Origin of the sequence: Deinococcus aerius, assembly GCF_002897375.1 — a bacterium.
Classification (GTDB): Bacteria; Deinococcota; Deinococci; order Deinococcales; family Deinococcaceae; genus Deinococcus; species Deinococcus aerius.
This window is the reverse complement of sequence record NZ_BFAG01000010.1, coordinates 124,523-149,031: the sequence shown is the minus strand read 5'-3', so window position 1 is coordinate 149,031 and position 24,509 is coordinate 124,523. Positions and strand designations below refer to the sequence as shown.

General features: G+C 72.7%; 24 protein-coding genes. 12 read left to right on the top strand and 12 right to left on the bottom strand.

Going from position 1 to position 24,509, the window contains the following annotated elements; translation table 11 throughout:
* Positions 1–23: 23 nt before the first annotated feature.
* Entirely contained in the window at positions 24–1,430 is a 1,407-nt protein-coding gene (locus DAERI_RS14365; protein WP_103130111.1) for a LamG-like jellyroll fold domain-containing protein, read from the top strand.
* Between the two features lie 184 nt (positions 1,431–1,614).
* On the opposite strand, the gene DAERI_RS14360 is transcribed toward DAERI_RS14365, so the two are convergent.
* The 9 genes from DAERI_RS14360 to DAERI_RS21800 form a co-directional block, all read right to left on the bottom strand.
* Positions 1,615–2,181, bottom strand: a complete 567-nt coding sequence (locus DAERI_RS14360) for a hypothetical protein (protein ID WP_103130110.1) — start codon at positions 2,179–2,181, stop codon at positions 1,615–1,617.
* Positions 2,182–2,311: 130 nt separating this feature from the next.
* Positions 2,312–3,076, bottom strand: a complete 765-nt coding sequence (locus tag DAERI_RS14355) for a glutaminyl-peptide cyclotransferase (RefSeq protein WP_235610412.1) — start codon at positions 3,074–3,076, stop codon at positions 2,312–2,314.
* Between the two features lie 290 nt (positions 3,077–3,366).
* Entirely contained in the window at positions 3,367–3,570 is a 204-nt protein-coding gene (locus DAERI_RS14350) for a hypothetical protein (protein WP_103130109.1), read from the bottom strand.
* Positions 3,571–3,623: 53 nt separating this feature from the next.
* Entirely contained in the window at positions 3,624–4,130 is a 507-nt protein-coding gene (locus DAERI_RS14345) for a hypothetical protein (protein WP_103130108.1), read from the bottom strand.
* Positions 4,131–4,288: 158 nt separating this feature from the next.
* Positions 4,289–5,329 carry a LacI family DNA-binding transcriptional regulator gene (locus DAERI_RS14340; protein ID WP_235610404.1) on the bottom strand — a complete coding sequence of 347 codons (1,041 nt, stop codon included), beginning with the start codon at positions 5,327–5,329 and terminating at the stop codon, positions 4,289–4,291.
* Positions 5,330–5,706: 377 nt separating this feature from the next.
* Complete coding sequence (locus tag DAERI_RS14335; protein WP_133162043.1) at positions 5,707–6,225, bottom strand: hypothetical protein; 519 nt, start codon at positions 6,223–6,225, stop codon at positions 5,707–5,709.
* 23 nt (positions 6,226–6,248) lie between these two features.
* Positions 6,249–7,100: a carboxypeptidase-like regulatory domain-containing protein gene (locus DAERI_RS14330; RefSeq protein WP_103130106.1), complete on the bottom strand. Its 852-nt coding sequence runs from the start codon at positions 7,098–7,100 to the stop codon at positions 6,249–6,251.
* 189 nt (positions 7,101–7,289) lie between these two features.
* Positions 7,290–7,904, bottom strand: coding sequence for a winged helix-turn-helix transcriptional regulator (locus tag DAERI_RS14325; protein WP_103130105.1), 615 nt, complete (start codon positions 7,902–7,904; stop codon positions 7,290–7,292).
* A gap of 9 nt (positions 7,905–7,913) precedes the next feature.
* Entirely contained in the window at positions 7,914–9,347 is a 1,434-nt protein-coding gene (locus DAERI_RS21800; protein ID WP_165794218.1) for an FAD-binding oxidoreductase, read from the bottom strand.
* Positions 9,348–9,478: 131 nt separating this feature from the next.
* On the opposite strand from DAERI_RS21800, the gene DAERI_RS14310 reads away from it, so the two are divergent.
* The 5 genes from DAERI_RS14310 (at position 9,479) to DAERI_RS22595 (ending at position 13,658) form a co-directional block, all read left to right on the top strand.
* Positions 9,479–12,463, top strand: a complete 2,985-nt coding sequence (locus tag DAERI_RS14310; RefSeq protein WP_133162042.1) for an ATP-binding protein — start codon at positions 9,479–9,481, stop codon at positions 12,461–12,463.
* 50 nt (positions 12,464–12,513) lie between these two features.
* Positions 12,514–12,729 (top strand): hypothetical protein, encoded by a 216-nt coding sequence (locus tag DAERI_RS14305; protein ID WP_103130103.1) that lies wholly within the window; start codon positions 12,514–12,516, stop codon positions 12,727–12,729.
* Positions 12,730–12,809: 80 nt separating this feature from the next.
* On the top strand, positions 12,810–13,103 hold the full coding sequence (locus tag DAERI_RS22600; RefSeq protein WP_201262766.1) for an NmrA family NAD(P)-binding protein: 294 nt from the start codon (positions 12,810–12,812) through the stop codon (positions 13,101–13,103).
* Between the two features lie 67 nt (positions 13,104–13,170).
* Positions 13,171–13,293: a hypothetical protein gene (locus DAERI_RS23130; protein WP_268806549.1), complete on the top strand. Its 123-nt coding sequence runs from the start codon at positions 13,171–13,173 to the stop codon at positions 13,291–13,293.
* A gap of 35 nt (positions 13,294–13,328) precedes the next feature.
* Positions 13,329–13,658: an NmrA family NAD(P)-binding protein gene (locus DAERI_RS22595; protein WP_201262765.1), complete on the top strand. Its 330-nt coding sequence runs from the start codon at positions 13,329–13,331 to the stop codon at positions 13,656–13,658.
* Positions 13,659–13,753: 95 nt separating this feature from the next.
* Here the strand turns inward: DAERI_RS22595 and DAERI_RS22440 are convergent, their stop codons facing one another.
* Positions 13,754–13,912, bottom strand: a complete 159-nt coding sequence (locus DAERI_RS22440; protein WP_165794217.1) for a hypothetical protein — start codon at positions 13,910–13,912, stop codon at positions 13,754–13,756.
* A gap of 442 nt (positions 13,913–14,354) precedes the next feature.
* Here DAERI_RS22440 and DAERI_RS14295 point away from each other — a divergent pair, with 442 nt between their 5' ends.
* On the top strand, positions 14,355–16,289 hold the full coding sequence (locus tag DAERI_RS14295; protein WP_201262764.1) for a pectate lyase-like domain-containing protein: 1,935 nt from the start codon (positions 14,355–14,357) through the stop codon (positions 16,287–16,289).
* 266 nt (positions 16,290–16,555) lie between these two features.
* Here DAERI_RS14295 and DAERI_RS14290 read toward each other — a convergent pair whose 3' ends face one another.
* Entirely contained in the window at positions 16,556–16,765 is a 210-nt protein-coding gene (locus DAERI_RS14290) for an N-acetylmuramoyl-L-alanine amidase family protein (protein WP_235610403.1), read from the bottom strand.
* A gap of 612 nt (positions 16,766–17,377) precedes the next feature.
* Between DAERI_RS14290 and DAERI_RS14285 the strand changes: the two genes are divergently transcribed.
* Positions 17,378–18,325, top strand: a complete 948-nt coding sequence (locus tag DAERI_RS14285) for a LysM peptidoglycan-binding domain-containing protein (RefSeq protein ID WP_235610402.1) — start codon at positions 17,378–17,380, stop codon at positions 18,323–18,325.
* A 9-nt stretch (positions 18,326–18,334) separates the two neighbouring features.
* On the opposite strand, the gene DAERI_RS14280 is transcribed toward DAERI_RS14285, so the two are convergent.
* A complete protein-coding gene (locus DAERI_RS14280; protein WP_103130101.1) occupies positions 18,335–19,087 on the bottom strand; it encodes an IclR family transcriptional regulator in 753 nt (250 codons plus the stop codon).
* 109 nt (positions 19,088–19,196) lie between these two features.
* On the opposite strand from DAERI_RS14280, the gene hutU reads away from it, so the two are divergent.
* From hutU to hutH, 4 genes are read left to right on the top strand one after another with little or no spacing between them, the layout of a single operon-like run.
* Complete coding sequence (gene hutU, locus DAERI_RS14275; RefSeq protein WP_103130165.1) at positions 19,197–20,876, top strand: urocanate hydratase; 1,680 nt, start codon at positions 19,197–19,199, stop codon at positions 20,874–20,876.
* On the top strand, positions 20,873–21,784 hold the full coding sequence (locus DAERI_RS14270; protein ID WP_103130100.1) for an arginase family protein: 912 nt from the start codon (positions 20,873–20,875) through the stop codon (positions 21,782–21,784). Before hutU ends, DAERI_RS14270 begins: the two co-directional genes overlap by 4 nt.
* Positions 21,777–22,997 (top strand): imidazolonepropionase, encoded by a 1,221-nt coding sequence (gene hutI, locus DAERI_RS14265; protein WP_103130099.1) that lies wholly within the window; start codon positions 21,777–21,779, stop codon positions 22,995–22,997. The genes DAERI_RS14270 and hutI overlap by 8 nt, the downstream gene beginning before the upstream one ends.
* Positions 22,994–24,508: a histidine ammonia-lyase gene (gene hutH, locus DAERI_RS14260; RefSeq protein WP_103130098.1), complete on the top strand. Its 1,515-nt coding sequence runs from the start codon at positions 22,994–22,996 to the stop codon at positions 24,506–24,508. The genes hutI and hutH overlap by 4 nt, the downstream gene beginning before the upstream one ends.
* The last annotated feature ends 1 nt before the right edge of the window (position 24,509 follow it).

Below are 24,509 nucleotides of genomic sequence, written 5' to 3'. Positions count from 1 at the left end.
CCGCGGTCTGCCTGCGCCTGGCGGTGCTGGGCGCGGACGTGGCGAGCACCGCCGCCGACAAGACCCTCTGGGCGGTCGTGGGGTCGAACGGCATGACCGTCACCCCGGCGACCAACGTGGACGACATCGTGCTCACGGCGGGCAGCGAGGTGCGGGTGCTGCGCGTGCAGGACCGCGACGGGGACGGCCTCACCGCCGCCGAGGAATACTTCCACGGCACCGACGACGCCAACCCCGACACCGACGGCGACAGCCTCTCCGACGCGGACGAGGCGCGGGTGGGCTGGACCGTGAACGCCCAGGGAGTGCCCGGGTATCCCCGCCAGGTCTACCCCAACCCGGCCAACCCCGACACGGACGGCGACGGCCTCTCCGACGCCCAGGAGAAGGCGCAGGGCACCGACCCCCGGAATGCCGACACCGACGGCGACGGGCTGAGGGACTCCGCCGACCCCGAGCCCCTGGTGCCGCGCAACCTCCCGCCCGTGGTGAGCGACGTAAGCGCCACGCCCTTCGGGTTCCGGGTGACCCTCGCGGGCCGGGCGAGCGACCCCGACGGCACGCTGAAGACCGTCTCCATCGACTGGGGAGACGGCGGCACCCCAACGGTACTCAACGACAACTTCTCGCCCTTCTCGCTGACCCACGACTACGCCCTCTGCGCCCCGAAGCCGATCCGCGTCACGGCCACCGACACGCGGGGCGGCACGACCACCGCCGCCGTGGGCGCCGCCGTGACCTGCCCCCCGACGAACGGCCTGCGCGCCTACTACCGGTTCAACAACAGCACCCAGGATGCCGGCCCGGGTGGCCTGAACGGCATGGTCACGCCCGCCCCCGTGCCCGCCGCCGACCGCTTCGGCAACCCGCAGGAGGCCTTCACCTTCGCCAACGCCGGGTCCACCGGGAACGTGCCGACCGCCTTCACCGCGAATCTCGGCACGGGTGAGACGGTGGACAACCAGATCACCCTCGCCGCGTGGGTCAAGGCCGACAACTGGATGAGCGCGGAAGGCAGCAAGTACATCATGGGCCTGGAGCGGGGGCCGACGCTCAGCGTCGCCAGCGGCCGCTTGCAGTACTGGATTCGCACGAAGTACCCCGACAACAACTTCATCGGCCTCTCCGGCCCGCAGAGCGGCGAGTTCATGCCCACGAACCGCTGGGTGTTCGTGGTCGGGCGCACCGCCTTCGTGAACGGGCGCTACGTGCTGAGCCTGTTCGTGGACGGCGTGAACGTGGCGGAAAGTGTCCTCCCCGCTGGGGTGACCTCGCCCTCCGCGTTCGAGTGCGGCCGCCTGGTGGTCGGCCCGGCCGTCTCCTCCACGAGCTGCCGCGGCGCCCTGACCCCCACGAGCTTCGGCGGCCAGGCGGACGACGTGCGCGTCTACAACCGCCCGCTGAGCGACGAGGAGATCGCCACCCTGTAAGTGGCTGGCGGCTCCGGTTCCGCCCTTCCCGGAAAGGGCGCCGGGAAACGCTCCACCTCCACCACCAGCCACTTTTTGCCTGCTCACTCCGTTCGGGGTGATGCCCCTGTCATCACCCGACAGCTACTTATCACGAGAACCGCTGGCCGCGCTGAACCGAGGCTCGTTGGGCGCCCCCCGCGGCTCAGTAGTACAGGATGTCCCAGTGGTTGGCCCAATACTCGTCGGCGTAGATGTTGCCCGCCGCACTCTGGTAACGCGGGGCGCCGTCGCCGCGGTTGCTGATGCGCGTGAAGCTGTTCTGGATGTAGTTACCGATGCAACTGGACTTGCTGATGTCGAGCTTGTACCCGTTCCAGTGGCTGTACGTCCCGCTGGCGTGCCCGGTCTCTGTGCCCCCCGTGATGGTGACCGCGCAGCCCGAGGCCCGCTTGAGGGTCAGGATGCCGTCGATGGTCCCCGAATTCACCTGTTCCAGCGAGGTGCAGGTGCTGGTGTACCGGTCGCTGCAATTCCCGCTGGAGGAGACGGTGATCCCGGCGGCCCGGACGCGCGACCTGGCCTCCGCGTCGGAGAGCTTGACGCCGCTGAGCGCTTGCAGGGGAGCAGAGGTGGGCGCCTCTGCATCCAGGACGGAGGCGGGGGCCGTCCCCGGTGCGGCGGGTTCTGGCTGGGCGGTGAGGCCGCAGGCCGACAGACTCAGGGCGGTGACGCCGAGGAACACGAGGGCCTGGGCTGAGCGTTTGATCATGAGGTGTGGCCTCCTGGGTGGGGGCGGCCCTCACGAAGGGGGCGAGGGCCGCACGGCTTATCATGTGGACCGACCTGTGATGAACCGTGACACACGGGACTCCCGCCCAACCGCGGTGACCCGGCGCTCGTCACCGGGGGGAGTCCCCGGCGGGGGCCTGCCCCTCGTCCGGCCCGCCGGGAAGCTGCACCTCGAACATGGTGGGCCAGCGCTTGCCTGTGAGCAGGAGGGTGCCCCGCTCGGGGACAAAGGCGATCCCGTTGGGCACATCCTCCGCCGTGAGGGGGCGCCCCGCCTGGTCCGCCGCCGCGCTCACCTCCCGGGTCAGGGCCTCCACGTCCAGCCAGAGGGTGACCTGACCCGTCCCGGGATCGATGCGCGCGATCCGGTTCGTGGGCCACACGTTCGCGTAGAGGCTCCCCCGCACCTCCTCCAGCTCGTTGAGGTTCCGCACGGGCTGACCCCCACCGGTTACCTGCACGCGGCGGGTGACGGCGAAGGTCTTCGGGTCACGCCAGACGAGCGTGCTCGACCCGTCACTCATGATCAGGCTCTGGCCGTCGTGGGTCAGGCCCCAGCCCTCGCCGGAGTAGGTGAAGCGGCCCACCTCGCGCAGGGTGACCGCGTCCAGGGCAAAGGCGACGCCCGTTCGCCAGGTCAGGTGGTACGCCACGCCGCCCAGGACCGTCACCCCCTCGCCGAATGCCTCCCGGATTGGCGTGGGCACCCCCCGCAGCACCCGCCCGCTTTCCAGCTCCACCCGCCGCACCCCGGACGCCCCGACCAGCCCGGTACTCTCGACCAGGACGCCCTGCCCCACGTACTGGAGGCCCTGGGTAAAGGCGTCCCGGTCATGCGGATACCGGGCGAGGACCACGGGGCTGACCACGGGAATCCCGGCCTGAACGGGCGGTGGGGCGGGCGGCGTGGGGGGTGGGGACGGCGGCGTGGGCGCCGGGCTGGAGGGGGGCGCGTCCGTGCGGGTCTGCGGCTCGCCCCCGCAGGCGAGGGGGAGGGCGGCGCCGACGACGAGGAGAAGCGCCCGCGCGAGGTCCCGGAAGGGGTGGCGCGTCCGGCCCGGCGTCGCCTGTGGTGCGTCCGGCCCCGGTTCGCGGAGCCCTGGTTCAAGTCGCATGGGAACCTCCTCGTCGGTGCCCCCCGAGCATAGGCCATCGTCCCCACCCATCAGCGGCGCCGGTCCCGCCACAGCCCCCACAGGGGCGCGAGCCAGAAGCCCACCCCGAGCCCCCCGCACAGCCCCGAGACCCACCCCGGCCAGCCGCTCCCCGCGCCGTACAGGGCGACGAGCACGAAGAGCAGGCCCCGGGTGAAGGGATGGAGGAGGGCCAGGAACACGGCGCGCAGGCTCAGGTCGATCAGGGCGTCCATGCGCGCACCCTAACGGGGGGTGGATGATCGGGGCATGACGCGCGGGCGGGAGGTCACGGCGCCGTTTCCCCGGACAGCCGGACCTGAGCCAGGGCCCGCAGCGCCCGGCGGGTCGCGTGGTCCTCCGGGAAGGCGGCCCGGAACTCCGGTGGGACGTTCCGCACCGCCCGGCCAAGCCACGCGAGGGCCTGGCGGAGGGGCACGTCGGCGTTCGGGTCCCCCAGGGCCGAGAGGACGCGGCGGTGCACGAGCAGCGGCCGCACGCGGTCGTCCCGCGGGGCCTGCTCCGGCCAGCGGGCGGCGGAGGCGGCGCTGTCCTCGTGGGCCGGGGCGACCTCACCGAGTGCGAGCCGCACCTCGGCGCGGGCGCAGGGCGCGGCGGTGATGGGGTCGGCGTGCCCGTGGGCCCGGGCGAGGTCCAGGGCGCGGGTCGTCAGCCCCAGCGCCTCCCGGTCGGGGGCGAGCTCCGCCCGGGCGAGCAGGAGGGCGCCCCGCGAGTACGAGAACGCCTGCTCGCGCCGCGCCGCCTCCGCCCTCCCGACCTCACCACCCTGCTGCACCGCCCGGACTGGACGGCGCAGAGCTGCCCAGGACAGGATGGGGTTGGGGCCTGCCCCCGGTCGTCATCCGGCCTGGCTTCATCAGCAAAGCCTTCTCGTCGCCATATGCGCCTGCCTGACCGGGCCTGACGCCCGGCGCGGAACTCCCGGGGTGGACCTCAGCGGGCCGGGCGCGGGGGGGCGGTCGACTCCCGCTCGACCAGCTCGGTGGGAAAGGGGGGTGGAAGCCCCGGATCGCGCCCCTCCGCCAGCGCCACCAGCATCTGGACGGCGACCTCCCCGATCCGTTGCAGGGGCTGGCGCACCGTGGTCAGCCCGGGCCGCGAGGCCGCCGCGATGGGCAGGTCGTCGAAGCCCACCACCGAGAGGTCCCCCGGCACCCGCACGCCGAGGTCCTGGGCGACGTGCATGGCGCCCAGGGCCATCGCGTCGCCGGAGACGAAGATCGCGCTGGGGGGCTGCGGCAAGCCCAGCAGCCGCGCCGCCGCCCGCTCCCCGCTGGGCTTGGAATAGTCGCCGTGCTGCACGTAGCCCGCCGGGACCTCCAGCCCCGCCGCCGCCATGCTGTCCAGGTAGCCGCGCAGCCGCTCATCGGCGTCGTCGCGGTCGTGCGGGCCCGGCGGGTGGGGGAAGGGCTGGCGGTCCCCCGACTCCAGCCCGCTGATGAAGCCGATGCGGGTGTGGCCCAGCCCCAGCAGGTGCCCCACCGCCTGGCGGGCGCCGCCGTAGTTGTCCACCGTGAGCGGCCTCTCCCCGGGGCCGTCCACGCTCACGACGTGGGCGGGCAGGTCCGCCCGCCGCCAGCGGCCCTCGCTTGACGGCTGGATCAGCAGCGCCCCGGCGGCCAGGCGGGTCACCACCGACACGTCCGAGCGGCCCTGCTCGCTGAGCATCATCACGATCAGGTCGTAGTTCAGCCGCTCGGCCGCCAGGGCCGCGCCCTGAATCACCTCGGCGGCGTAGGGCCGGTTGAGCTGCGGGGAGAAGACCGTGATCACCCGGCTCTGTCCCCCCGCCAGCGCCCGGGCCACCGCGTTGACCCGGTAGCCGGTCGCCTCGATGGCCTCCAGGACCCGCCGCCGGGTGTCGGGCCGCACGCCCCCCTTGCCGTTGATCACGTTCGACACGGTCATGGGCGAGACGCCCGCCCGCCGGGCCACGTCGCTCAGGGTCGTCGGGGGGCGCTTGTCTGGGGCCACAGGTGCCCGGACTTTTCCACACCCGGGCGCGAAACTCAATCCGGGCCACCACGGGGTCCGGTGTTGGCAGGTCGGGCCCAACCCACTCCGCAAAGCCCGGTGGAAGTGGTGCAGCAGGGCGCCGCCCCCCTGCTGGCCGAGTCGGGCTGCCGCAGCCCATCCCGCCCGGCGTGCTGACCGAGCCCTCGCGCGAACTCGGCGAGGACGGCCCCCGGGTGGAGGGCGAGCGGGCCGCCGTGGACGAGCCGCCGCGGCTGCCCCCGCCGTGTCGAGGGCGCCGGGCAACCACAGCGCCACGAGGAGACCGGCCAGCAGGGGGCGGGGAACGCGGAGGCTGGCCATGAACTCATCTGCGCGCGTGAAGGTGCCGGGGCAGGCTAGTGGGTCTTTTGCCAGTCGGCGGAGAAGTCGCCCATCTGCGAGACGACCTCGGCCCCGAGCCTGAAAGACAGGTTCCCGGCGTCGAAGGCGATGCTGGCGTGCGTGCGGTCCCACAGGGTCACGTACTCGAACCCGCCGCCGTACTCGAAGCTCTCGCTGCGCAGGTTCTCCAACGCCTTGGTCTGGAGCCCCGGCGTCACCAGGCTGAGGGTCGCGTGATACACCAGCCTGCCGCCCCCATCGCCACCCGCCTCGGCGCGGAAGGCCAGCCAGGCGGGGCAGGTGGTGTAGTTCTGGCCCTGGCCCAGCCCCAGGGCGGCGGCCAGACCGTTCAGTTTGTCCTGGGCCACCTTGGTCATGGCCTGGTCGGGCTGGCCGCGCAGCAGGACCTCGGCGCGCCCGACGCAGACCTGCTCCTTGCCGAAGGGTTCGAGGTTGGCGGGCGAACGGGCGGCGGCGGCGATGGAGAGGGCCGCGAGGGCGAGGGTGGTCGGCAGGCGCGACAATGCTTTCATGGTCTTCTCCTGGGCGAAGGGCCTTACATGAGGGGTTCGTCTGGGGGCACCGAATCGGGGCTGGGCGCGGCAGGGGCCGGGGACGGGGCCCCCCGCCGGAACTGCCAGTAGACGTAGGCGCGGCCCGGGGCGCCTCCGGTCGTGCCCGCGCAGCCGCCGCCGTGGGCCTTGAAGTTGACCGTCGCCTCGTTTGCGTAGTCCCCGTCGAAGCCGGATACCCGGAGGGGCTCGCGCCGCCCGTTCGCGCCGATGAAGGTCGCCCGCACCCGGTAGGTCCCGATGGGCACGTCCAGCACCATGCCGCGCGCGGGGACCGTCCTCGTCAGCGCCTTGCCCGCGCTGCCGTCGATCAACTGGCCCACAGGGACGAGCTGCACCTCGATCTCGTCCTGCTGTGCGGGGAAGCGGCCCTGCGAGGAGCCCTGCATCAGGGGCAGGGAGCCGCCGAAGTAGCCCAGGTCGCTGTAATCCTCGTTGCCGGGGATGCGGCCCGAGAGCTTCCAGACGAAGTTGCGAATCAACCCGTCCCGCGGGTTGAAGGCGTTGTAGTCCGAGACCCGGGGGTGGGCGAGGCGGTAACAGAACTGTTGACCCTTGAAGGGCACCTGCAACCAGGCATAGGCGCGGTAGCCCACGGGGGGCAGGCCGGTCACCTCGTAGCGGCCCCGCTCGTCGGTCAGGGTCTCGGCCACGCCGGTCGTCACGACGGGCTTGATCCAGACCTTCACGCCCTCCAGCGGCTGACCGCGCGTGTCGAGCACCTGGCCCTGCACGCTGCCCGGGGCAGGCTTGCCGGGGGCCGCCCAGGCGGGGCCGAGCGCCATGAGGGCCAGGACCGTTCCCGGCAGCGTCTTGTTGGTCATCCTGCGTGACATCGGTGTCTCCTTCCGGGCGCCCGGTTCGGCGCCGCATGTGGGGGCCTCGGGGAACTCCGGCGGCGCCGCGCGGGACCTGCGGCCCCTGCGAGAGGTTCCGCGGCAACGTGGGTGCGGTGGGCACAGCGCCCTTCCCGGTGTTCCCACCGCCGAGGGGGGAAGTGGCCGCTTAGCTGAAGGCGTGGTCAATCACCCACCGGCGGGCAATTCTCCCGGCGGGTGTCCTGACCGGTGGCCTCGATCTGCCGCTTCACCTTCGACCAGTCGCTGAGGGGGCGGGTCCGCATGCTGACCGTTCGGGCGGCCTGATCCGGGGTGGGCCATGCGTCCATGCGCCATACGCCCTGCTCCGGGCGGCCCGGCGCGAAGGTCCACCTGCATCTCGGCGGCGGTCCTGAGGGTGCCGCTCGCGCCGCCGGGCGGTGAGGTGCCGCACGGGAGTGCCTCCTCGGGCGGCAAAGGGGCGGGCGAAGGGCGGGGTGCGGGCCGCCCGGGTTCCCCGGCCCAGTCGCGCACGGCGTCCAGCACCCCGCGCAGCGCCGCCCCCCGGGGCGTGAGTTCGTAGCTGGTCCTCGGGGGCATGAGGCCGTGAACGCGCCGCGTCACCAGGCCCGCCTGCTCCAGCCGTTTCAGGCGCTGGGCGAGGGTGGCCGAGTTCAGTCCGTCCAGGCGCCGGGCGAGGTCGTTGAAGCCGCCCGCGCCCGCAAGCAGCGCGTCCACGATGAACAGCACCCATTTCTCCTGGAGCAGCGCGAGGGCCTCCGGGTAGGCGTGTTCTGCCGGAATCTCGGCGGTCGCGGGCATGGGTTCACCTCACGCCGGGGTCACGGCGGCGGTCGCGCGCACGGGCTTCACGTTGGCGTTGCGGGCGAAGACGTTCTCCGGGTCGTACTCGGCCTTGAGGGCGGCGAGGCGGGCGTGGGTGGAGCCGGGGAAGACCTCGCGCACCCGGTCCTCCTCCCCGACCGAGAGGAAGTTGCCGTACGTCCCCGACGCCAAGGGCCGCACCGCCGCGAAGACCGCCTCCGTCGCCCGCTGGCCCCACGCCTCCACCTCCGGGGGAGCCCCGACCGGGGTGATGTGCGAGATCATCAGGATCGCCGCCTTGTCCCGGTGGGCGAAGGCCGCCGAGGACGCGGGGACGCGGCTCATCTCACCCCCCAGCATCCGAAGTTGGATCAGCATTCCGGGGTGGCCCGCCCCCAGCGCGGAGTCCGTCAGCGCCCCGAAGAACTCCTCGGGCAACTCCTTGAGGAAGGCGGCCCGCAGCGCGTGATGGAAGCCGTGGTCGCCCGCCTGCCCGTACGGCGGCATCTCCAGCAGCCCGCTGTAGGGCATGGGCGCGACCGTGTCCAGCAGCGGCTCGGCCAGGGTCCGCAGGGGAGAAACCACCCGCTCGCCTTCCGTCAGGTCGCCGCTGTAGCACAGCGAGACGACGACCAGCGGTTTGCCGACCAGTTCCTCCGGGATGAAGGGGAGCGGCGGCGCGGCGACGAGCAGGCCCTGGGTCGAGAGGTCGTCGGGAGCTGACCCCGCGATCCGGGCGTACTCGCTCAGCAACTGCCGGGCGTGCGCGGCATCCCGCACCGGGTACATCACCAGCCCGCCCAGGACGGTGCCCCCCTCGTGCGCCTCGAACTCGTAGGCGGTGACCACCCCGAAGTTCGCCCCGCCGCCCCGCAGGCCCCAGAACAGCTCGGGGCGCTCGGTCGCGCTGGCCCGCAGGAACTGGCCGTCCGCGGTGACGAGTTCCACCGCGCGCAGGCGGTCGATGTTCAACCCGTGCTTGCGGACGAACCAGCCGATGCCGCCGCCCTGGGTGAGGCCCCCGACGCCCACCGTGGGCACGTCCCCGGCGGTGATGGCGAGGCCGTGCGGCTCCAGGGCGCGGGCCACCTCGCCCCAGGTCAGGCCGGGTTCCAGGCGCACCCGGCGGGTGTCGGGATCAATCTCGATGCCCCTCATGCCCGACAGGTCGATCACTACGCCGCGCTCCACGGTGCCGAAGCCCGCCGGGCTGTGGCCGCCGCTGCGGACGGCGACCGGGAGGCGCTGGCCCCGGGCGAAGCGCAGGGTCCGGGCCACGTCCCCCGCGTCCTGCGGCTGGACGATCAGGGCGGGGTGGGCGTCGACCTGGGCGTTCCAGACCGGGCGGCGGACCTCGTACTCGGGCTGCTCGCTGCTCAGGGCGCGTCCGGCGAGACTCAGGCGCAGCTCGAGCAGGGCGGCGGGGGACGGGTGGGTCATGGCGATGTCTCCTTCCTGGGTGGGCTGGGTGTCTCGTGGCGGCGGTCCGAATCTCCTATCCTGGGTCATGGCCCGAGCATGACCAGGGCGGCTTACCTGCCCCGTACCTGACGCCCTTCCGGGAGGACAAGGTGGACGGACCCGCGCTCCGAATTCGCTTGCTGGGACAGTTCCAGGTCTGCGCCGACGGGCGGGAGATCGCCCCGGGCGAGTGGCGCCGCCGCAAGGCCGCGAACCTCGTCAAGCTGCTCGCCCTGTCCCCCGGGCAGCGCCGCCACCGCGAGCAGGTGCTCGACGCGCTGTGGCCGGAACACGACCTGGACGCCGGGTTGAACAACCTGCACCGCACCCTGCACGTGGCCCGGCGGGTCCTCACGCCGGACCTCGCGCCCGGCGCCCCCTCGCCCTTCCTGCGCTTCCGGGGGGAGGTGCTGTGCCTGGACGAGCGCGGAGAGGCGTGGGTGGACGTGGACGCCTTCACGGCGGCGCTGACGGCGGCGGCGAGGCGGCCGGACCCCGCCCTGTACCGGGAGGCGGCGGCGCTGTACCGGGGCGACCTGCTCCCCGACGACCCCTACGAGGATTGGGCGATGGCGCGCCGCGACGAGTTGCGCGCCCGTCACGTGGAGGGGCTCGTCGCGCTGGCGGCGCTGCTGGAGGACGCGGGGGACCCCGCGGGCGCGGCGCGGGCCCTGGAGCGGGCCACGGCCAGCGAGCCCGCGGGCGAGGGCGCCCACCTGGCCCTGATGCGGCTGCACGTCCGGCAGGGGCGGCCCGTCGAGGCGCTGCGGCAGTACCACGTGCTGCGCGGCGCCCTGCGGGACGCGCTCGACATCGAGCCGGGACCCGAGGCGCGGGCGCTGTACGAGGACCTGCTCACCGCGCGGTCGCCCGCGGCCTCCCCCAGCCCAGCGGCGGTCCCCTCCGCGCTCCCGGTGCCCGCCACCCCCTTCCTGGGACGGACCCGCGAACTGGGCGAGCTGGCGCAGCTCCTGGGCGTCACCCGGCTGCTGACGCTGACGGGTCCGGGCGGCGTGGGCAAGACCCGCCTGGGCCTCGAACTCACGCGGGGTGTAGCCGGGGCGTTCGCGGGCGGCGCGTGGTGGGTCCCGCTTGCCCCCTCCACGGAGACGGAGCTGGTGGGCACCGTGGTCTCGGCGCTGGGCGTGACCCTGCGCCCCGGGCAGGACCCGGTGGGGGCGGTGGGCGCCCACCTGGACGACCGCCCGACCCTGCTGCTCCTCGACAACTGCGAGCATGTGGTGGGGGCGTGCGCCGATCTCGTCGCCACCCTGCTCGCGCGCTGCCCGGCGCTCACCGTCCTGGCGACGAGCCGGGAGCCGCTCCACGTCTCCGGCGAGGTCGCGTGGCGGCTGGCCCCGCTGCCCGTGCCCGAGGGGAAGACCGGCAGCCTGGCTGACCTCCGCGCGCTGGACGCCGTGGCCCTGTTCCGGGACCGCGCCCGGCGCGCCGCCCCACACTTCGAGGTCGGGGAGGGCAACGCCGGGGCGGTCGGCCAGATCGTCCGGCAGCTCGACGGGCTGCCCCTGGCGCTGGAACTCGCCGCCGCGCACGTCGGCCTGCTGCCCCTGGAGGCCATCGCCGCGCGGCTGGAGGACAGCCTGCGCCTGCTCGTGCGCGGCGCGCGCGACGCCCGGCCCGAACACCGCACCCTGGAGGCGGCCCTGGACTGGAGCCACGACCGGCTCTCCTCCCGCGAGCAGGTCGTCTTCCGGCGGCTGGCGGTCTTCGCGGGCGGCTGGACGCTGGAGGCCGCCGAGGGCGTGTGCGGGGACGCGCCGGGGGACCTGCTGGACGTGCTGCCGGGCCTGGTGGACAAGTCGCTGGTGGAGGCGCAGCCGGGCGCGGAAGGCGGGCGCTACCGTTTTCTGGAACCGGTGCGGCAGTACGCGGCGCGGCGGCTGGAGGCCAGCGGGGAGGGCCAGGCCGTCCGCGAGCGGCACCTGCGCTTCTTCCTGGCCCTCGCCGAGGGAGCGGGCGCCGAGCTGTACGGCCCCCGGCAGAAACGGTGGCTTGACCTGTTCGGGCGCGAGCACGACAACCTGCGCGCCGCCCTGCGTTTCGCGGCCACGGTGGATCAGGGGGCCGAGCCGGGCCTGCGGCTGGCCGTGGCCCTGTGGCGCTTCTGGGAGATCCGCAACCACTTCGGGGAGGGGCTGCGCTGGCTGGAGGAAGCCCTGGCCCGGGCGACGGACGCCCCCCCGCCCCTGCGGGCGCTGGCCCTCAACGCGGCGGGGAACCTCGCGCGGGACAGCGACCGCCCCGCCCAGGCCCGCGCATACCACGAGGCCAGCCTCGCCCTGCGCCGCACGCTGGGCGATGTCCTGGGAATGGCGAAGAGCCTGAACAACCTCGCGGTGCTGGCGGGCGATGAGGGGCAGTACGAGGAGATGACGGCGCGCGCCCGCGAGGCCCTCGCCCTCTTCCGGGTGCTGGGGGAGCCCTGGCAGGAGGCCAACACCACCATGCAGCTCGCCCGCGCCCTCTGGCTGAGCGGTGACTCGGCGGGGGCCGAACCCCTGTTCCGCGAGGCGGCCGCGCGCTTCCAGACGTTGGGCGACACCCGCAACCTGGCCTCGACGTACGGCTGCCTGGCCGAGGTCGTGCTGGACCTGGGCGACCCGGAGCAGGCCTGGACCCTGGCGGAGACGGCTCTCTCGCTCAACCGTGAGCTTGGGGACGTGTGGGGCGAGGCCATCTGCGAGCGGGTGCGGGGCCTGGCCGCGCTGGCCCTCGGGAGACCGGCGGAGGCGGGGGCGCACTTCCGGTCCGCGCTGTCCGGGTACGAGCAGGCGGGGGCGGACAAGGGCGCGGACCTCTGCCTGGAGGGCCTGGCGGGCGTGGCCGCCGAGCGGGGGCACTGGACCCACGCGGCGCGGCTGCTGGCCGCCGCGCGCACCTGGCAGGGGCGGCTGGGACGTCGCCGCCCGGTGCCCTTTGACCGGAGGACCGAGGCGCTGACCAGGCGGGTCTGCGCGGCCACCGGCGAGGAACGGTGGCGGGAGACCCTGCGCGCCTGCGAGTGGTGGCCGCCGGAGCGTCTCCTGGCCGCGGCCCGCGAGCCGGGGGCGGGGCAAGAGGTAAGCGCGGGGTAAGTGGCCGTCCCGACACTCGCCGTAGTCGCCGGAAGCGGCCGGAGGGAGGGATGGGCACACACTACGACTCGTGCCTGGTGCGGTGGTGGCACTTTGACGAGGGAGGAGCGCGGCGCTACCACCTGGAGCACGTGCAGAGTGGCCGCGTGTGGCACGTCAGGAACCTGCCGGATGTCCTCGACCTCTTGCAGAGGCTGGTGGAGGAGCCCCAGGCGCCCACCGCGCCGGACGAGGGGGAGGCCGATGAGCACTGGACCGGGCGGTGAAGGGGGGCCGGGGAGGGATGGAGCGGCGTGAGCAGGGCGGCCATGATTGTTCGTTCCCGGCGGCACGAGGAGGCCCGGGGATGACCCACACGGCAGAGCAACCCATCATCGTGGTGCTGGGCGCCACAGGAGCGCAGGGCGGGGGGCTGGTCCGCGCCATCCTGGAAGACCCGGAACGGACGTTCGCGGTGCGCGCCGTCACCCGGAACCCGGAGTCCGACCGGGCGCGCTCCCTGCGCGAGCTCGGCGCCGGGGTGGTCGCCGCCGACATGGACGCCCCGGGGAGCCTGCGGGCGGCGTTTCAGGGGGCGTATGGCCTCTTTGCCGTCACCAACTTCTGGGAGCATTTCTCGCCCGAGCGCGAGCTGACCTAGGCGGGCGGCCCGTGACGCCCGCATCCAGCACGTCGTCTGGTCCACCCTGGAGGACATCCGCACCCTGGTGCCCCTGGACGACGACCGGATGCCCACCCTGCGTGGGCGCTACAAGGTCCCGCACTTCGACGGCAAGGGCGAGGCCAACGCGCTCTTCACCGGGCTGGGCGTGCCCACCACCTTCCTGTAGCCCCGTCCTCCTGGGACAACCTCGTGCGGTTCGGCATGGGCCCCAGGCCGGGCCCGGACGGGCGGCTCGCCCTCACCTTTCCGCTGGGCGACAAGAAGATGGCGGGCGTGGCGGCGCGGGATATCGGCAGGGTCGCCTACGGCATCTTCAAGCGCGGGCTGGAACTGGCCGGGCAGCGCATCGGGGTCGCCGGGGAACACCTCTCGGGGTCGGAGATGGCCCGGATTCTGGGAGAGGCGCTCGGGCGCGAGGTGGTGTACCACGAGGTGAGCCCGGAGGCGTACCGCCGCCTCGGTTTCCCCGGGGCGGACGATCTCGGGAACATGTTCCAGGCGTACCGCGACCTCGACACCCACTTCTCCTGACGGGGTCAGGCCCCCTCTGCGCGGTCCCGCACCCGTGGTGGGCCGACGGGGGGCGCCCGCCATCCTCCCCACCGCGCCCTGTCAGCGGCCGACCCTCAGAGCAGCCGAGCGAGGTCGAGGGCGGCCCGCCGCATGGCCCCGGCGCAGCCCCCCCCGAACAGAACCTCCCCCGCGCGGGAGAGGGCGACGGCGCCCGAGAAGCGTTGCGCCTCCGCCACCGCCGCAAGTTGTTCCGCAACAGGCGTTGGGGTCATGCCTTCCTCCTGCCGGCGAGAAGCGGGCCGGGCCTCGCCGGTCTCCACCAACTCGTATTGTGATCCATATCACTATCGGGTGGCGGGGATTGGTCCGGCGTTGACGAGTGCACACAGGGCCAGCGTTGCGGACCTCCGCAGCGGCCCTGGACCACACTCCGGGGGTTGCTCCTGCGCAGTTATAGCGCTACAATTCTGGAGTCCTCAGCCAGTTGATCTCCTCGCTCCTCGTCCCCGAGTTTCGGGTGTATGGTGCGTCCTGAGCCTGCTCCCCGCCCGAACAGCCCTGACAGCTCGGCGGCCTCCCGCGAGAGGTGTCCCCGCGCCTCACCAGGCGCCGAACCGGGGGCGGAAAGGAGAACACGCCGGACCCCGTTGCCCGCCGCCCAGCCCGGGAAGAGCCGATCACTCAGACAGGGGTTCGCCCCCCGAAAGGATGCCGATGCGACACCATCACCAGGTGGGTCACCTCTCCCGGAACGCTTCCGAGCCCAGCCGTCCGGGCCAGGCCAGAAGCCGGGCCGTCACCCTGCTGGCGGGGCTGACCCTGGCCCTGAGTGCCTGCGGGCAGCAGCCCTCCCCGGTCGCCGGGGCCGACCACCCGGCCCTCGCCGCCCAGGCGCAGGGCGACCTCGGCCCGAACGTCATCATCTTCGATCCGGGCATGCCGCTCGCCGAGATTCAGGCGAAGGTCGACGCGGTCAGCGCCCGGCAGGTCGACAGCGAGATGGGCTCCGGGCGGTACGCGCTGCTCTTCAAGCCGGGTGTGTACGGCACGGCCACCCGGCCATTGCACATCCAGGTCGGTTACTACACCGAGGTCGCGGGCCTGGGCGCCTCGCCGGGTGACGTGACGATCAACGGCAAGGTCGAGGTCTACAACCGCTGTCTGGGGGGCGGCGGGACGAGCAACTGCCTGGCGCTCGTGAACTTCTGGCGCTCGCTGTCCAACCTGACCATCAACGTCAACGGCACCGGCCAGGACGGCTGCCGCGCCTCGGCCAACTTCTGGGCGGTCTCGCAGGCCGCGCCCATGCGGCGGGTGGACATCGTCGGGGGCAACCTCAGCCTGATGGACTACTGCACCGCCGGGCCGCAGTACGCCAGCGGCGGCTTTATCGCCGACTCCAGGGCGGGCACCGTCATCAACGGGTCGCAGCAGCAGTTCCTGACGCGCAACAGCGTCATCGGCCAGTGGTCGAACGGCGTGTGGAACCAGGTCTTCGCGGGGGTCGAGGGCGCGCCGAGCGAGGCCGGGTTCCCGAATCCGCCCTACACGACGCTGGATACCACCCCCGTCAGCCGCGAGAAGCCGTACCTGACCACGGACGCGGGGGGGCGCCTGAGCGTGGTCGTGCCCCAGGCGAGGACGAACTCGCGCGGCGTCTCCTGGCGGGGTGGGCCGGGCGCGGGCCGCACGATTCCGCTCTCGGACTTCTTCGTCGCGAGGCCGGGCGACTCGGCGGCCACCATCAACGGGCAACTCGCGCGGGGCCGCCACCTGCTCTTCACGCCGGGCGTGTACGACATCAACCTGCCCCTCGTGGTGTGGCGGGCGAACACGGTCGTGCTGGGGCTGGGCCTGGCCACCCTGACCGCGCGGGGCGGTGCCGTCCCCCTGGTGGTGGCGGACACGGCCACCGGCGCGACGGTCTCGGGCCTGATGTTCGACGCCGGGGGGGAGACCTCGCCCGCCCTCCTGCGGGTGGGTGCGCGGCGCGCGTGGGGCCTGCCCCGCCGGTTCAGCGACCCCGGCAACCCGATCACCCTCAGCGACGTGTACTTCCGCGTCGGCGGGCCGCATGTCGGCAAGGCGGACATCGGCCTGGAGGTGAGCAGCAACAACGTCCTGATCGACCACGCCTGGGTGTGGCGCGCGGACCACGGGGTCGAGGGCTTCTCCGGCGACACCGAGCGCTGGACCACCAACCTCGGCCGCAACGGCGTGGTGGTGAGCGGGGACAACGTGACGGCGACCGGCCTGTTCGTCGAACACTTCCAGCAGGACAACACGGTCTGGAACGGCGAGAACGGCACGACGATCCTGTACCAGAACGAGCTGCCCTACGACCCGCCGACCCAGGCCGACTGGGGGCATGGGGGCGTCCTGGGCTGGGCGGGCTACAAGGTCGGCGACACGGTGAAGACGCACCGGCTCTACGGCGGCGGTGTCTACGTCTTCAACCAGAACAACCCGTCCATCCACACCGCGAACGGCTTCGAGGTGCCCATCACCCCGGGTGTCCGGCTGCATCACATCATGACCGTCAACCTCGGCGCAGGCACGATCGACCACGTGGTGAACGGCGTGGGTGGTCCGGCGGATACCAGCAGGGTCGGCCAGCCGGTCTACGTCACCGATTACCCGACCCCATGACCGACCAGAGGCAGGATTAATACAAGGGAACTGGGACGGAGCGCACTTCCTGCTCCGTCCCAGGCTTTGCCCTGCACGCTGTCCCGGCTCTGGAAGCTGCCCTCTTGAGCTGACTTCACCTGTTGGGCGCCCCCCACCCCTGGCGGCGCCCAACCCTTTCCCACGCGGGGGGAGGATCAGAACAGCCAAAGGGGAAGGGGCTCAAGCGCGTCGCCCTGGGTTGGGATACAAGCCTGTCTCCGGCCCACTTCCCCTGCCTGTCTGGCCTACCGTCCGGCCCGGCCCAGCGCCGCGTCGCGGTAGAAGCGTTCGATCCCCAGCGCAATCGCCTGCGCGAAGCGTTCCCGCCCCGCCGCACTCATCAAGAGCCGCAGGTTCCCCTTGTCGGTCAGGAAGGCCGTCTCGATCAGGATGCTGGGTTGTGTGGTGGGCCGGGCGAGCGCCAGGTTCTGATAGTGGACCCCGTCGTTCCCCACCTCGGGGAGCTGCCCCCCACCAGGCTGGCGAGCACCATGTGGGCCAGCGCGCGGGCCTGCGGCTGATAGGAGTACACGTCGCTGCCCCACTTGATCCAAGGTCCATAAATTAATACAAGATCTCTGCCCTTCCTTCATTCCCCCCTCGTCTCAGGAGAACTTTGGCCGGATCACTGCTTGCCGACCAGGTTCAACAGGGGATGCGGGAGCGCCCGCTTGCGCTGCCGGAGCGGTTAATAGGGTTTCCGGGCGGTTCGGGAAGACTCGTCCGGCAGGAGCCAGGGCATCCGAACGGTTTCAAAATTTCCGTTGGGGCACTCTGACCTGGAGTGACCCGGGTCTCCAGGGGCTTTTGATCTGGGGGAATCTACCTGACAAAGCCAGTGCCGCTTGCCGGGAACTCAAAAGAGCCTGTACCCACGCTACCCGGGACTGGAGATTACCCACGTTAATCACGAGGATGACGGTCGGCCAGGTTTCCCATTATCCCAGTTGTATTAATTACTTGAGTGGGGAGCTTCCGGGAGTAGGGGAGGGCCGCGGCGCCTGAAAACGGCGTGCCTGGGCCACGGGGTGGTGTGCAGCCCCTGCCCTGACGTAAGGTGGGCAGGCATGAACGGTGAACCACTCGACCCTCGGGGCGCCTCCGGGATGGCCCGCCGCGCGGCGGGCGCCCTGCTGGTCCTTCTCGCGCTGGGCGGCGCGGCCCAGGCGGGACCGGGCACCTACACCGTCCGCGCGGGTGACACCCTGTACAGCCTGGCCCGGCGTGCCGGAACGAGTGTCCAGCAACTGGTGAGGCTCAACGGCCTGACGGGAACGGCGCTGCGGCCGGGGCAGGTTCTGCGGCTGCCCGGCGCGAACTCGGCCCGGGCAGCACCGGCCCCGAACACGCCTGCGCCGGCGGCGCCCACCCGGGGTAAACCGCAGCCCGCGGCCCCCCTGCCCCGGCCGGACCCCAGCCAGGTCGCCGGGCCGGTCGTGTGGGGCGTGCCCCCGGCACCGACCGTCGCCAGCTTCATCGGCTGGTTTCCGCTGACGGCCTCGCCCATCGGGGACGCGCTGCCGGTGCGGACCTACCTGCGGGGGCTGGCGTTCGACTTCCAGACCTACAACAACTGCGGGCCGAGCGCCCTCTCGGCGGTCCTGGGCTTCTACCGGGTGAAGATCGGCCAGGACGTGATTCAGCGCACCGCCCGGCCCGGCGGCGGCTACATGCAGATCAGCGCCATCGCGCCGGAGCTGGCGAAGTTCGGGCTCAGGACCCTCACCATCCGCGGGGGGCGGCTCTCGCAGGTCAAACGGCTGCTCGCGCTGGGTATTCCGGTGATCGTCCTGCAATGGTACGACCGCCCCGGGCACATCCCCCACTTCCGGGTGGTGCGCGGCTACGACGACCAGGCCGGGGTGTTCTGGGTGAGTGACAGCATGGTGGGCCCGCTGGCCTACCTGAGCTACCGCAGCTTCGACGCCCTGTGGAACGCCCAGGGCCGCCAACTCTTCCCGGTCTACCCCAAGGGCTACGACGCGGCGGTCCGGCAGCTCACCCGGACGGGGTAGGGCGGCGGGTCAGGACGGCGGGCGGTAGCCCAGCGCCCAGGTCGCCCCGTCCGCCGCGTCGCGCAGGCGGCGCAGGAGGGTCTCGCGCTCCCGCAGGCGTCCGGTAGGAAAGCTTACGCCCAGGGCGGCGAGCACTTCCCCCCCCGGGCCGAGCAGGGGCACCGCCAGGCCGCTCGTGCCGGGAGCCCACTCGTCGCGGCTCAGGGCGAAGCGGGCAGCGCGGATGGTCGCCGCCTCGGCCTGCCACGCTGCCGGGCCAGTCAGGGTGTGGGGGGTGAAGGGCGCGCCTCCCGCCGGCAGGGGCAAACCACTGAGCGCGAGGAGCAGTTTCCCGCTCGCGGTCGCGTGGGCGGGCAGCTCGAATTGCGTCTCGCCGACGACCGGGGGACCGTCACGGCCCTGCACCGAGCGGGCGACGCACAGGACCCGGGGCGTGTCCCCATCCTCCAGCACGCAGACAAAGGCGAGGAGGTGGGTGCCGCGCGCCAGGGCCGTCATCGCGTCGTGGGCGGCGGCGTACCAGGGCACGCTGCCGTACAGGGCGCTGGAGAGCTTGAGCAGCCGCCACCCCAGCCGGAAGCGCCCCCGCCCCACCCGGGTCAGCAGCCCGGAGGCCATCAGGGTGGTCAGGTGCTCGTGCAGGGTGGAGGTGGGCTGCCCCAGGTGCCGCGCCAGGTCGCTGAGCGTCCATTCCGTGTGGTCGGCGTCGAAGGCCTCCAGGACGCGCACGGCGCCGTCCACGGTGCTGAGGGTGCGGGGCATGGGGCGAGGGTAGCGTCTTTTCCGGGGATACCGGAAAGTCGGCTTGTGGGCGGGGCGGCCCGGGGGGACGATGGGCCACATCTCCCGCCCCTCCCGAAAGGACACCTCCATGACCGAACCCACTGCTCCCCCCGTGATCCGCGCTCCCCGAGGCCCCCAACGCACCGCCAAGGGCTGGATTCAGGAGGCCGCCAAGCGGATGCTGATGAACAACCTCGACCCCGAGGTGGCCGAGAACCCCGCCGAACTCATCGTGTACGGCGGGCGGGGCAAGGCGGCGCGGAACTGGGCAGCCTTTCACCGCATCGTGGAGACGCTCGACCGGCTGGAGAACGACGAGACGCTGCTGATCCAGTCGGGCAAGCCGGTCGCGGTGCTGCGAACCCACGAGTGGGCGCCGCGGGTGCTCCTCGCCAACTCCAACCTCGTGCCGAACTGGGCGACCTGGGAGGAATTCGACCGCCTGGACGCCGCCGGGCTCATGATGTACGGCCAGATGACCGCCGGGAGCTGGATCTACATCGGCACCCAGGGCATCCTCCAGGGGACCTACGAGACCTTCGCGGGGGCGGCGAACAAGCATTTCGGCGGCAGCCTGAAGGGGACGGTCACGGTCACGGCGGGCCTGGGCGGGATGGGCGGCGCGCAGCCCCTCGCCGTGAAGCTGGCGGGCGGGGTGAGCATCAATATCGAGATCGACCCGCACCGGATAGGGCGCCGCCTGGAAACGCGGTACCTGGACGAGGTGGCCCAGGGGCTGGAGGACGCTATCGGACGGGCCGAGCGGTACAAGGCGGAGGGGGTGGCCCGGTCCATCGGGCTCCTCGGCAACGCCGCCGAGCTTCTGCCCCGGCTGGTGGAGATCGGCTACACGCCCGACCTCGTGACCGACCAGACGAGCGCGCACGACCCGATGTGGGGCTATATCCCGGTCCTGAAGCCGGACGAGGACGCGGACACGCTGCGCTCGGAGCAACCCGCGCTCTACCGCGAGCGGGCCTACGCGGCGATGGCGGCGCACGTGCGGGCGATTCTGGAACTCCAGCGGCGGGGCGCGGTCGCCTTCGACTACGGGAACAACCTGCGGCACCGGGCGCGCGAGGCGGGGGTGGAGGACGCCTTCGACTACCCCGGCTTCGTGCCCGCCTTCATCCGCGACTCGTTCTGCGAGGGGCGGGGCCCTTTTCGCTGGGTGGCGCTCTCGGGTGACCCGGGGGATATCCGGGCGACCGACCGGGCGCTGCTGGAGTTGTTTCCAGAAGATACCCGGCTGCAAGCCTGGCTCACCTACGCCGCCGACCAGATCACCTTCCAGGGCCTGCCCGCGCGCATCTGCTGGCTGGGGTACAAGGAGCGCGACCAAGCCGCCCTGCTGTTCAACGAGATGGTGGCGGACGGGCGGCTGAAGGCCCCGGTCGTGATCGGGCGCGACCACCTCGACGCGGGGAGCGTCGCCAGCCCCTACCGGGAGACGGAGGCGATGGCGGACGGCTCGGACGCGGTGTCAGATTGGCCGCTGCTCAACTTTGGGGTGGGGATCGCCAGCGGCGCGGCGTGGATGAGCTTCCACCACGGGGGCGGGGTGGGGCTGGGCTTCTCGCAGCACTCGGGGCTGGTGGCGGTCGCGGACGGGACGCCGGACGCGGCCCTGCGGCTCAGCCGCTGCCTGACGAACGACCCCGGGATGGGCGTGATCCGGCATGCGGACGCGGGGTACGAGCGGGCGCTGGGCGTGGCGCGGGAGCGGGGGCTGGACCTGCCGAGCCTGGGGGTCACGGACCGGCGATGAGTCAACCCTCCCACCTCCCTTACAGCGGCATCGCCTCCTTCGCCCGGGCCCCCGTCGTCGAGCCCGGGGGAGAATGGAGCGCGGACGTGGCGGTGTTGGGGATTCCCTTCGACATTGCGCTGGGGTTCCGGCCCGGGGCCAGGTACGCGCCGCGAGCCCTGCGGGAAGCCAGCCTGCGCTACGTCCCACCCTTCACCGACCTCTCGGGCCGGACCCGGCTGGCAGGCGTAACCCTCGCCGACGCGGGGGACGTGGTGCTGCCCAGTCTGGAACCGGAACTGGCGCGGGAGCGGATCACCCAGGCGGCGGGGCAGGTCCGGTCGCGCTCCCGCCTCCCCGTCTTTCTGGGTGGGGATCACAGCGTCACCTATCCGCTGCTGCGCGCTTTTCATGATGTACCGGATCTGCATATCATCCAGCTCGACGCGCACCTGGACTTCACCGACGTGCGGAATGACACGCGCTACAGCAACTCCAGCCCCTTCCGGCGGGCGGTGGAGGACCTTCCCAACCTCGTCCACATCACGACCCTGGGGCTGCGTGGGCTGCGCTTCGACCCCGAGGCGGTGGCGGCGGCGGGGGAACGCGGCCACACGCTCGTGCCCATGGAGGAGGTGGAGGACCTGTTCCGGGACGTGATCGGGGCGCTTCCTGAGGGCCGCCCGGTCTACCTCAGCGTGGACGCCGACGCCTTCGACCCCGCCGTGCTCCCGGGCACGAGCAGCCCCGAGCCGGACGGCTTCACGTACGGGCTGGCGATGAGGGTGATCCGGGAGGTCGTGCGGCGGCATCACCTGGTCGGGATGGACCTGGTGGAACTCGCCCCCAACCTCGACCCCTCGGGCCGCAGTTCGCTCATCGGGGCGCGGCTGATCCTGGAGACGCTGGCGGAGGCGCTGGATGGCTGAGACGCTGTTCACGGGGATTGCCCAGCTCGTGACCCCGGCGCCCGGCCCGCAGCGCGGCGCGGCCATGCGGGAGCTGGCGAGGCTGGAGAACGCGGCGCTCCTCGTGCGGGATGGGGTGATCGCGTGGGTGGGAGCGGAGAAGGACGCTCCGAAGGTCAGCCAGACCCACGACCTCGGCGGCGTGGCCGTGGTTCCCGGCCTGATAGACCCGCACACGCACGCGATCTGGGCCGGGGACCGTCTGGCCGACTTCGAGGCGCGGCTGGCGGGGGTGCCGTACGAGGAGATTCTGGCCCGTGGCGGCGGCATCCGCTCGACGATGCGGGCGACGGCTGCCGCTTCGGTGGGGGAACTCGTCCACCTCGCCCGGCCCCGGCTGGAAGCCCTTCTCCGCTCCGGCGCGACCACCGCCGAGGTCAAGAGCGGGTACGGGCTGGACTTCGGGGCCGAGGTGCGGATGCTGGAAGCAGTGCGGGAGTTGGAGGCGACCTTTCCGGGCACCCTCGCTCCCACGCTGCTGATCCACGTCCCGCCCACTGAAGGCCGGGAAGAGTACGTGCGCGGCGTGTGCGAGGAGCTGATTCCCGCCGTCACCGCGCGGGGCCTCGCCACCGCCGTGGATGTGTTCTGCGAGCGCGAGGCGTTCACGGTGGAGGAGACGCGAGCCATCCTGATGGCGGCGCGGGCGCGCGGGTTGGGCGTCAAGCTCCACGCCGACCAGTTCCACGCGCTCGGCGGGGTGGAACTCGCCTGCGAACTCGGGGCGCTGAGCGTGGACCACCTGGAGGCGAGCGGGGAGGGGCAGGTCGCGGCGCTGGCGGCCTCGAACACGGTGGCGACCGTCCTCCCCGGGGTGACGCTGCACCTGGGGCTGCCCGCCGCGCCCGCCCGGAGACTGGTGGACGCGGGCGCGTGTGTGGCGGTCGGCACGGACCTCAACCCGGGGAGTTCGCCCCTCTTCAGCGCGGCGCTGGCCCTGGCGCTCGCGGTGCGGCTGTGCGGCCTGACCCCGGCCGAGGCGTTGACGGCGGGCACGGTGAACGCCGCCGCCGCGCTGGGATTGAGGGACCGGGGGGCCCTGGTGCCGGGGGCGCGGGCGGATTTTCTGGCCCTGCACTCGGCCGACTGGCGCGACCTGGTCTACACGCTGGGGGAGAATCCTGTCCGCGACGTGGTCGTGGGGGGGCAACACATCAAGGAGACGACGCTGTGATTCTGGATCGGCAACTGACGCTGGGGGATTTTATCCGGGTGGTGCGCGGCGGGGAGGAGGTGACGCTCCCCGGCGCGGCGCGGGAACGGATCGGGCGAGCACGGGAGGTTATCGAGCGGATCGTGGACGGCCCCGAGGCCGTGTACGGGGTGAACACGGGGTTCGGCAAGTTCGCCACCGTCCGGGTCGCGCGGGGGGACCTGCGGCAGCTTCAGCACAACCTGATCGTGTCGCACGCGGTCGGGGTGGGCGATCCCCTGCCCGGGGAGGTCGTGCGCGGGATGCTGCTGCTGCGGGCGCAGTCGCTCGCCCTGGGGCACTCGGGGGTGCGGCCAGAAGTCGTCGAACTCCTGCTCGCGCTGCTGAACGCGGGGGCGCATCCGGTCGTGCCCGCCCAGGGGAGCGTGGGGGCGTCGGGGGACCTCGCGCCGCTGGCCCACCTCGCCCTGGCGCTGATCGGGCTGGGCGAGCTGGAGTACCGGGGTGAGGTGCGGGCCGCCGCCGACGTGCTTGCTGAGCTGGGCCTCGCGCCGCTCGTGCTGGAGGCGAAGGAGGGGCTGGCCCTGATCAACGGGACGCAGCTCATGGGGAGCCTGCTCGCGCTCGCGCTGCACGACGCCCGCACGCTGCTGGGGACGGCCAACCTCGCCGCCGCGATGACGGTGGAGGCGCTGTCGGGGAGCCACCGGCCCTTCTCGGAGGGCGTGGTGCGGCTGCGGCCCCACCCCGGGGCGCTGGAGGTGGCCGCCGACTTGCGGGCGTTCCTGCGGGAGTCGGCCATCGCCCCGGCGCACGCGAACTGCGGGCGGGTGCAGGACGCCTACAGCCTGCGCGCGGTGCCGCAGGTTCACGGGGCGACGCTCGACGCGCTGACGCAGGCCGCGCGGGTGCTGGAGGTCGAGTTCGCCTCGGTGACGGACAATCCGCTGATCTTCCCCGACAGTGCTCACCCGGCGGGGGGCGAGGTGATCTCGGGCGGGAATTTCCACGGGCAGCCGCTCGCGCTGACTGCCGACGCGCTCAAGGTCGCGGTCGCCGAACTCGCCTCGATCTCCGAGCGGCGCACCGAGCAACTGCTCAACCCGGCGCTCTCGGGGCTGCCGGGGTTCCTGACGACCCAGGGGGGGCTCAGCAGCGGGCTGATGATCGCGCAGTACACCGCCGCCGCCCTGGTGAGCGAGAACAAGGTGCTGGCCCACCCCGCGAGCGTGGACTCGATCCCCACCTCCGCCAACCAGGAGGACCACGTCTCGATGGGCGCGCACGGGGCGCGGCAACTGCGGCAGATCGTGGAACACGCCCGGACGGTGCTGGCGATCGAGCTGCTGTGCGCGGCGCAGGCGCTGGACTTCCAGCCCCTCGCGGCGGGGCGGGGGGTGAGGGCGGCCCACGAGCGGATTCGGCGGGAGGTGGCCCCGCTGGAGGGGGACCGTTACTACCGCCCGGACCTGCTGCGGCTGCGCGACCTGGTGGCGGGTGGGGAACTGCTGCGGGCGGCGCGGGGGGCCTGAG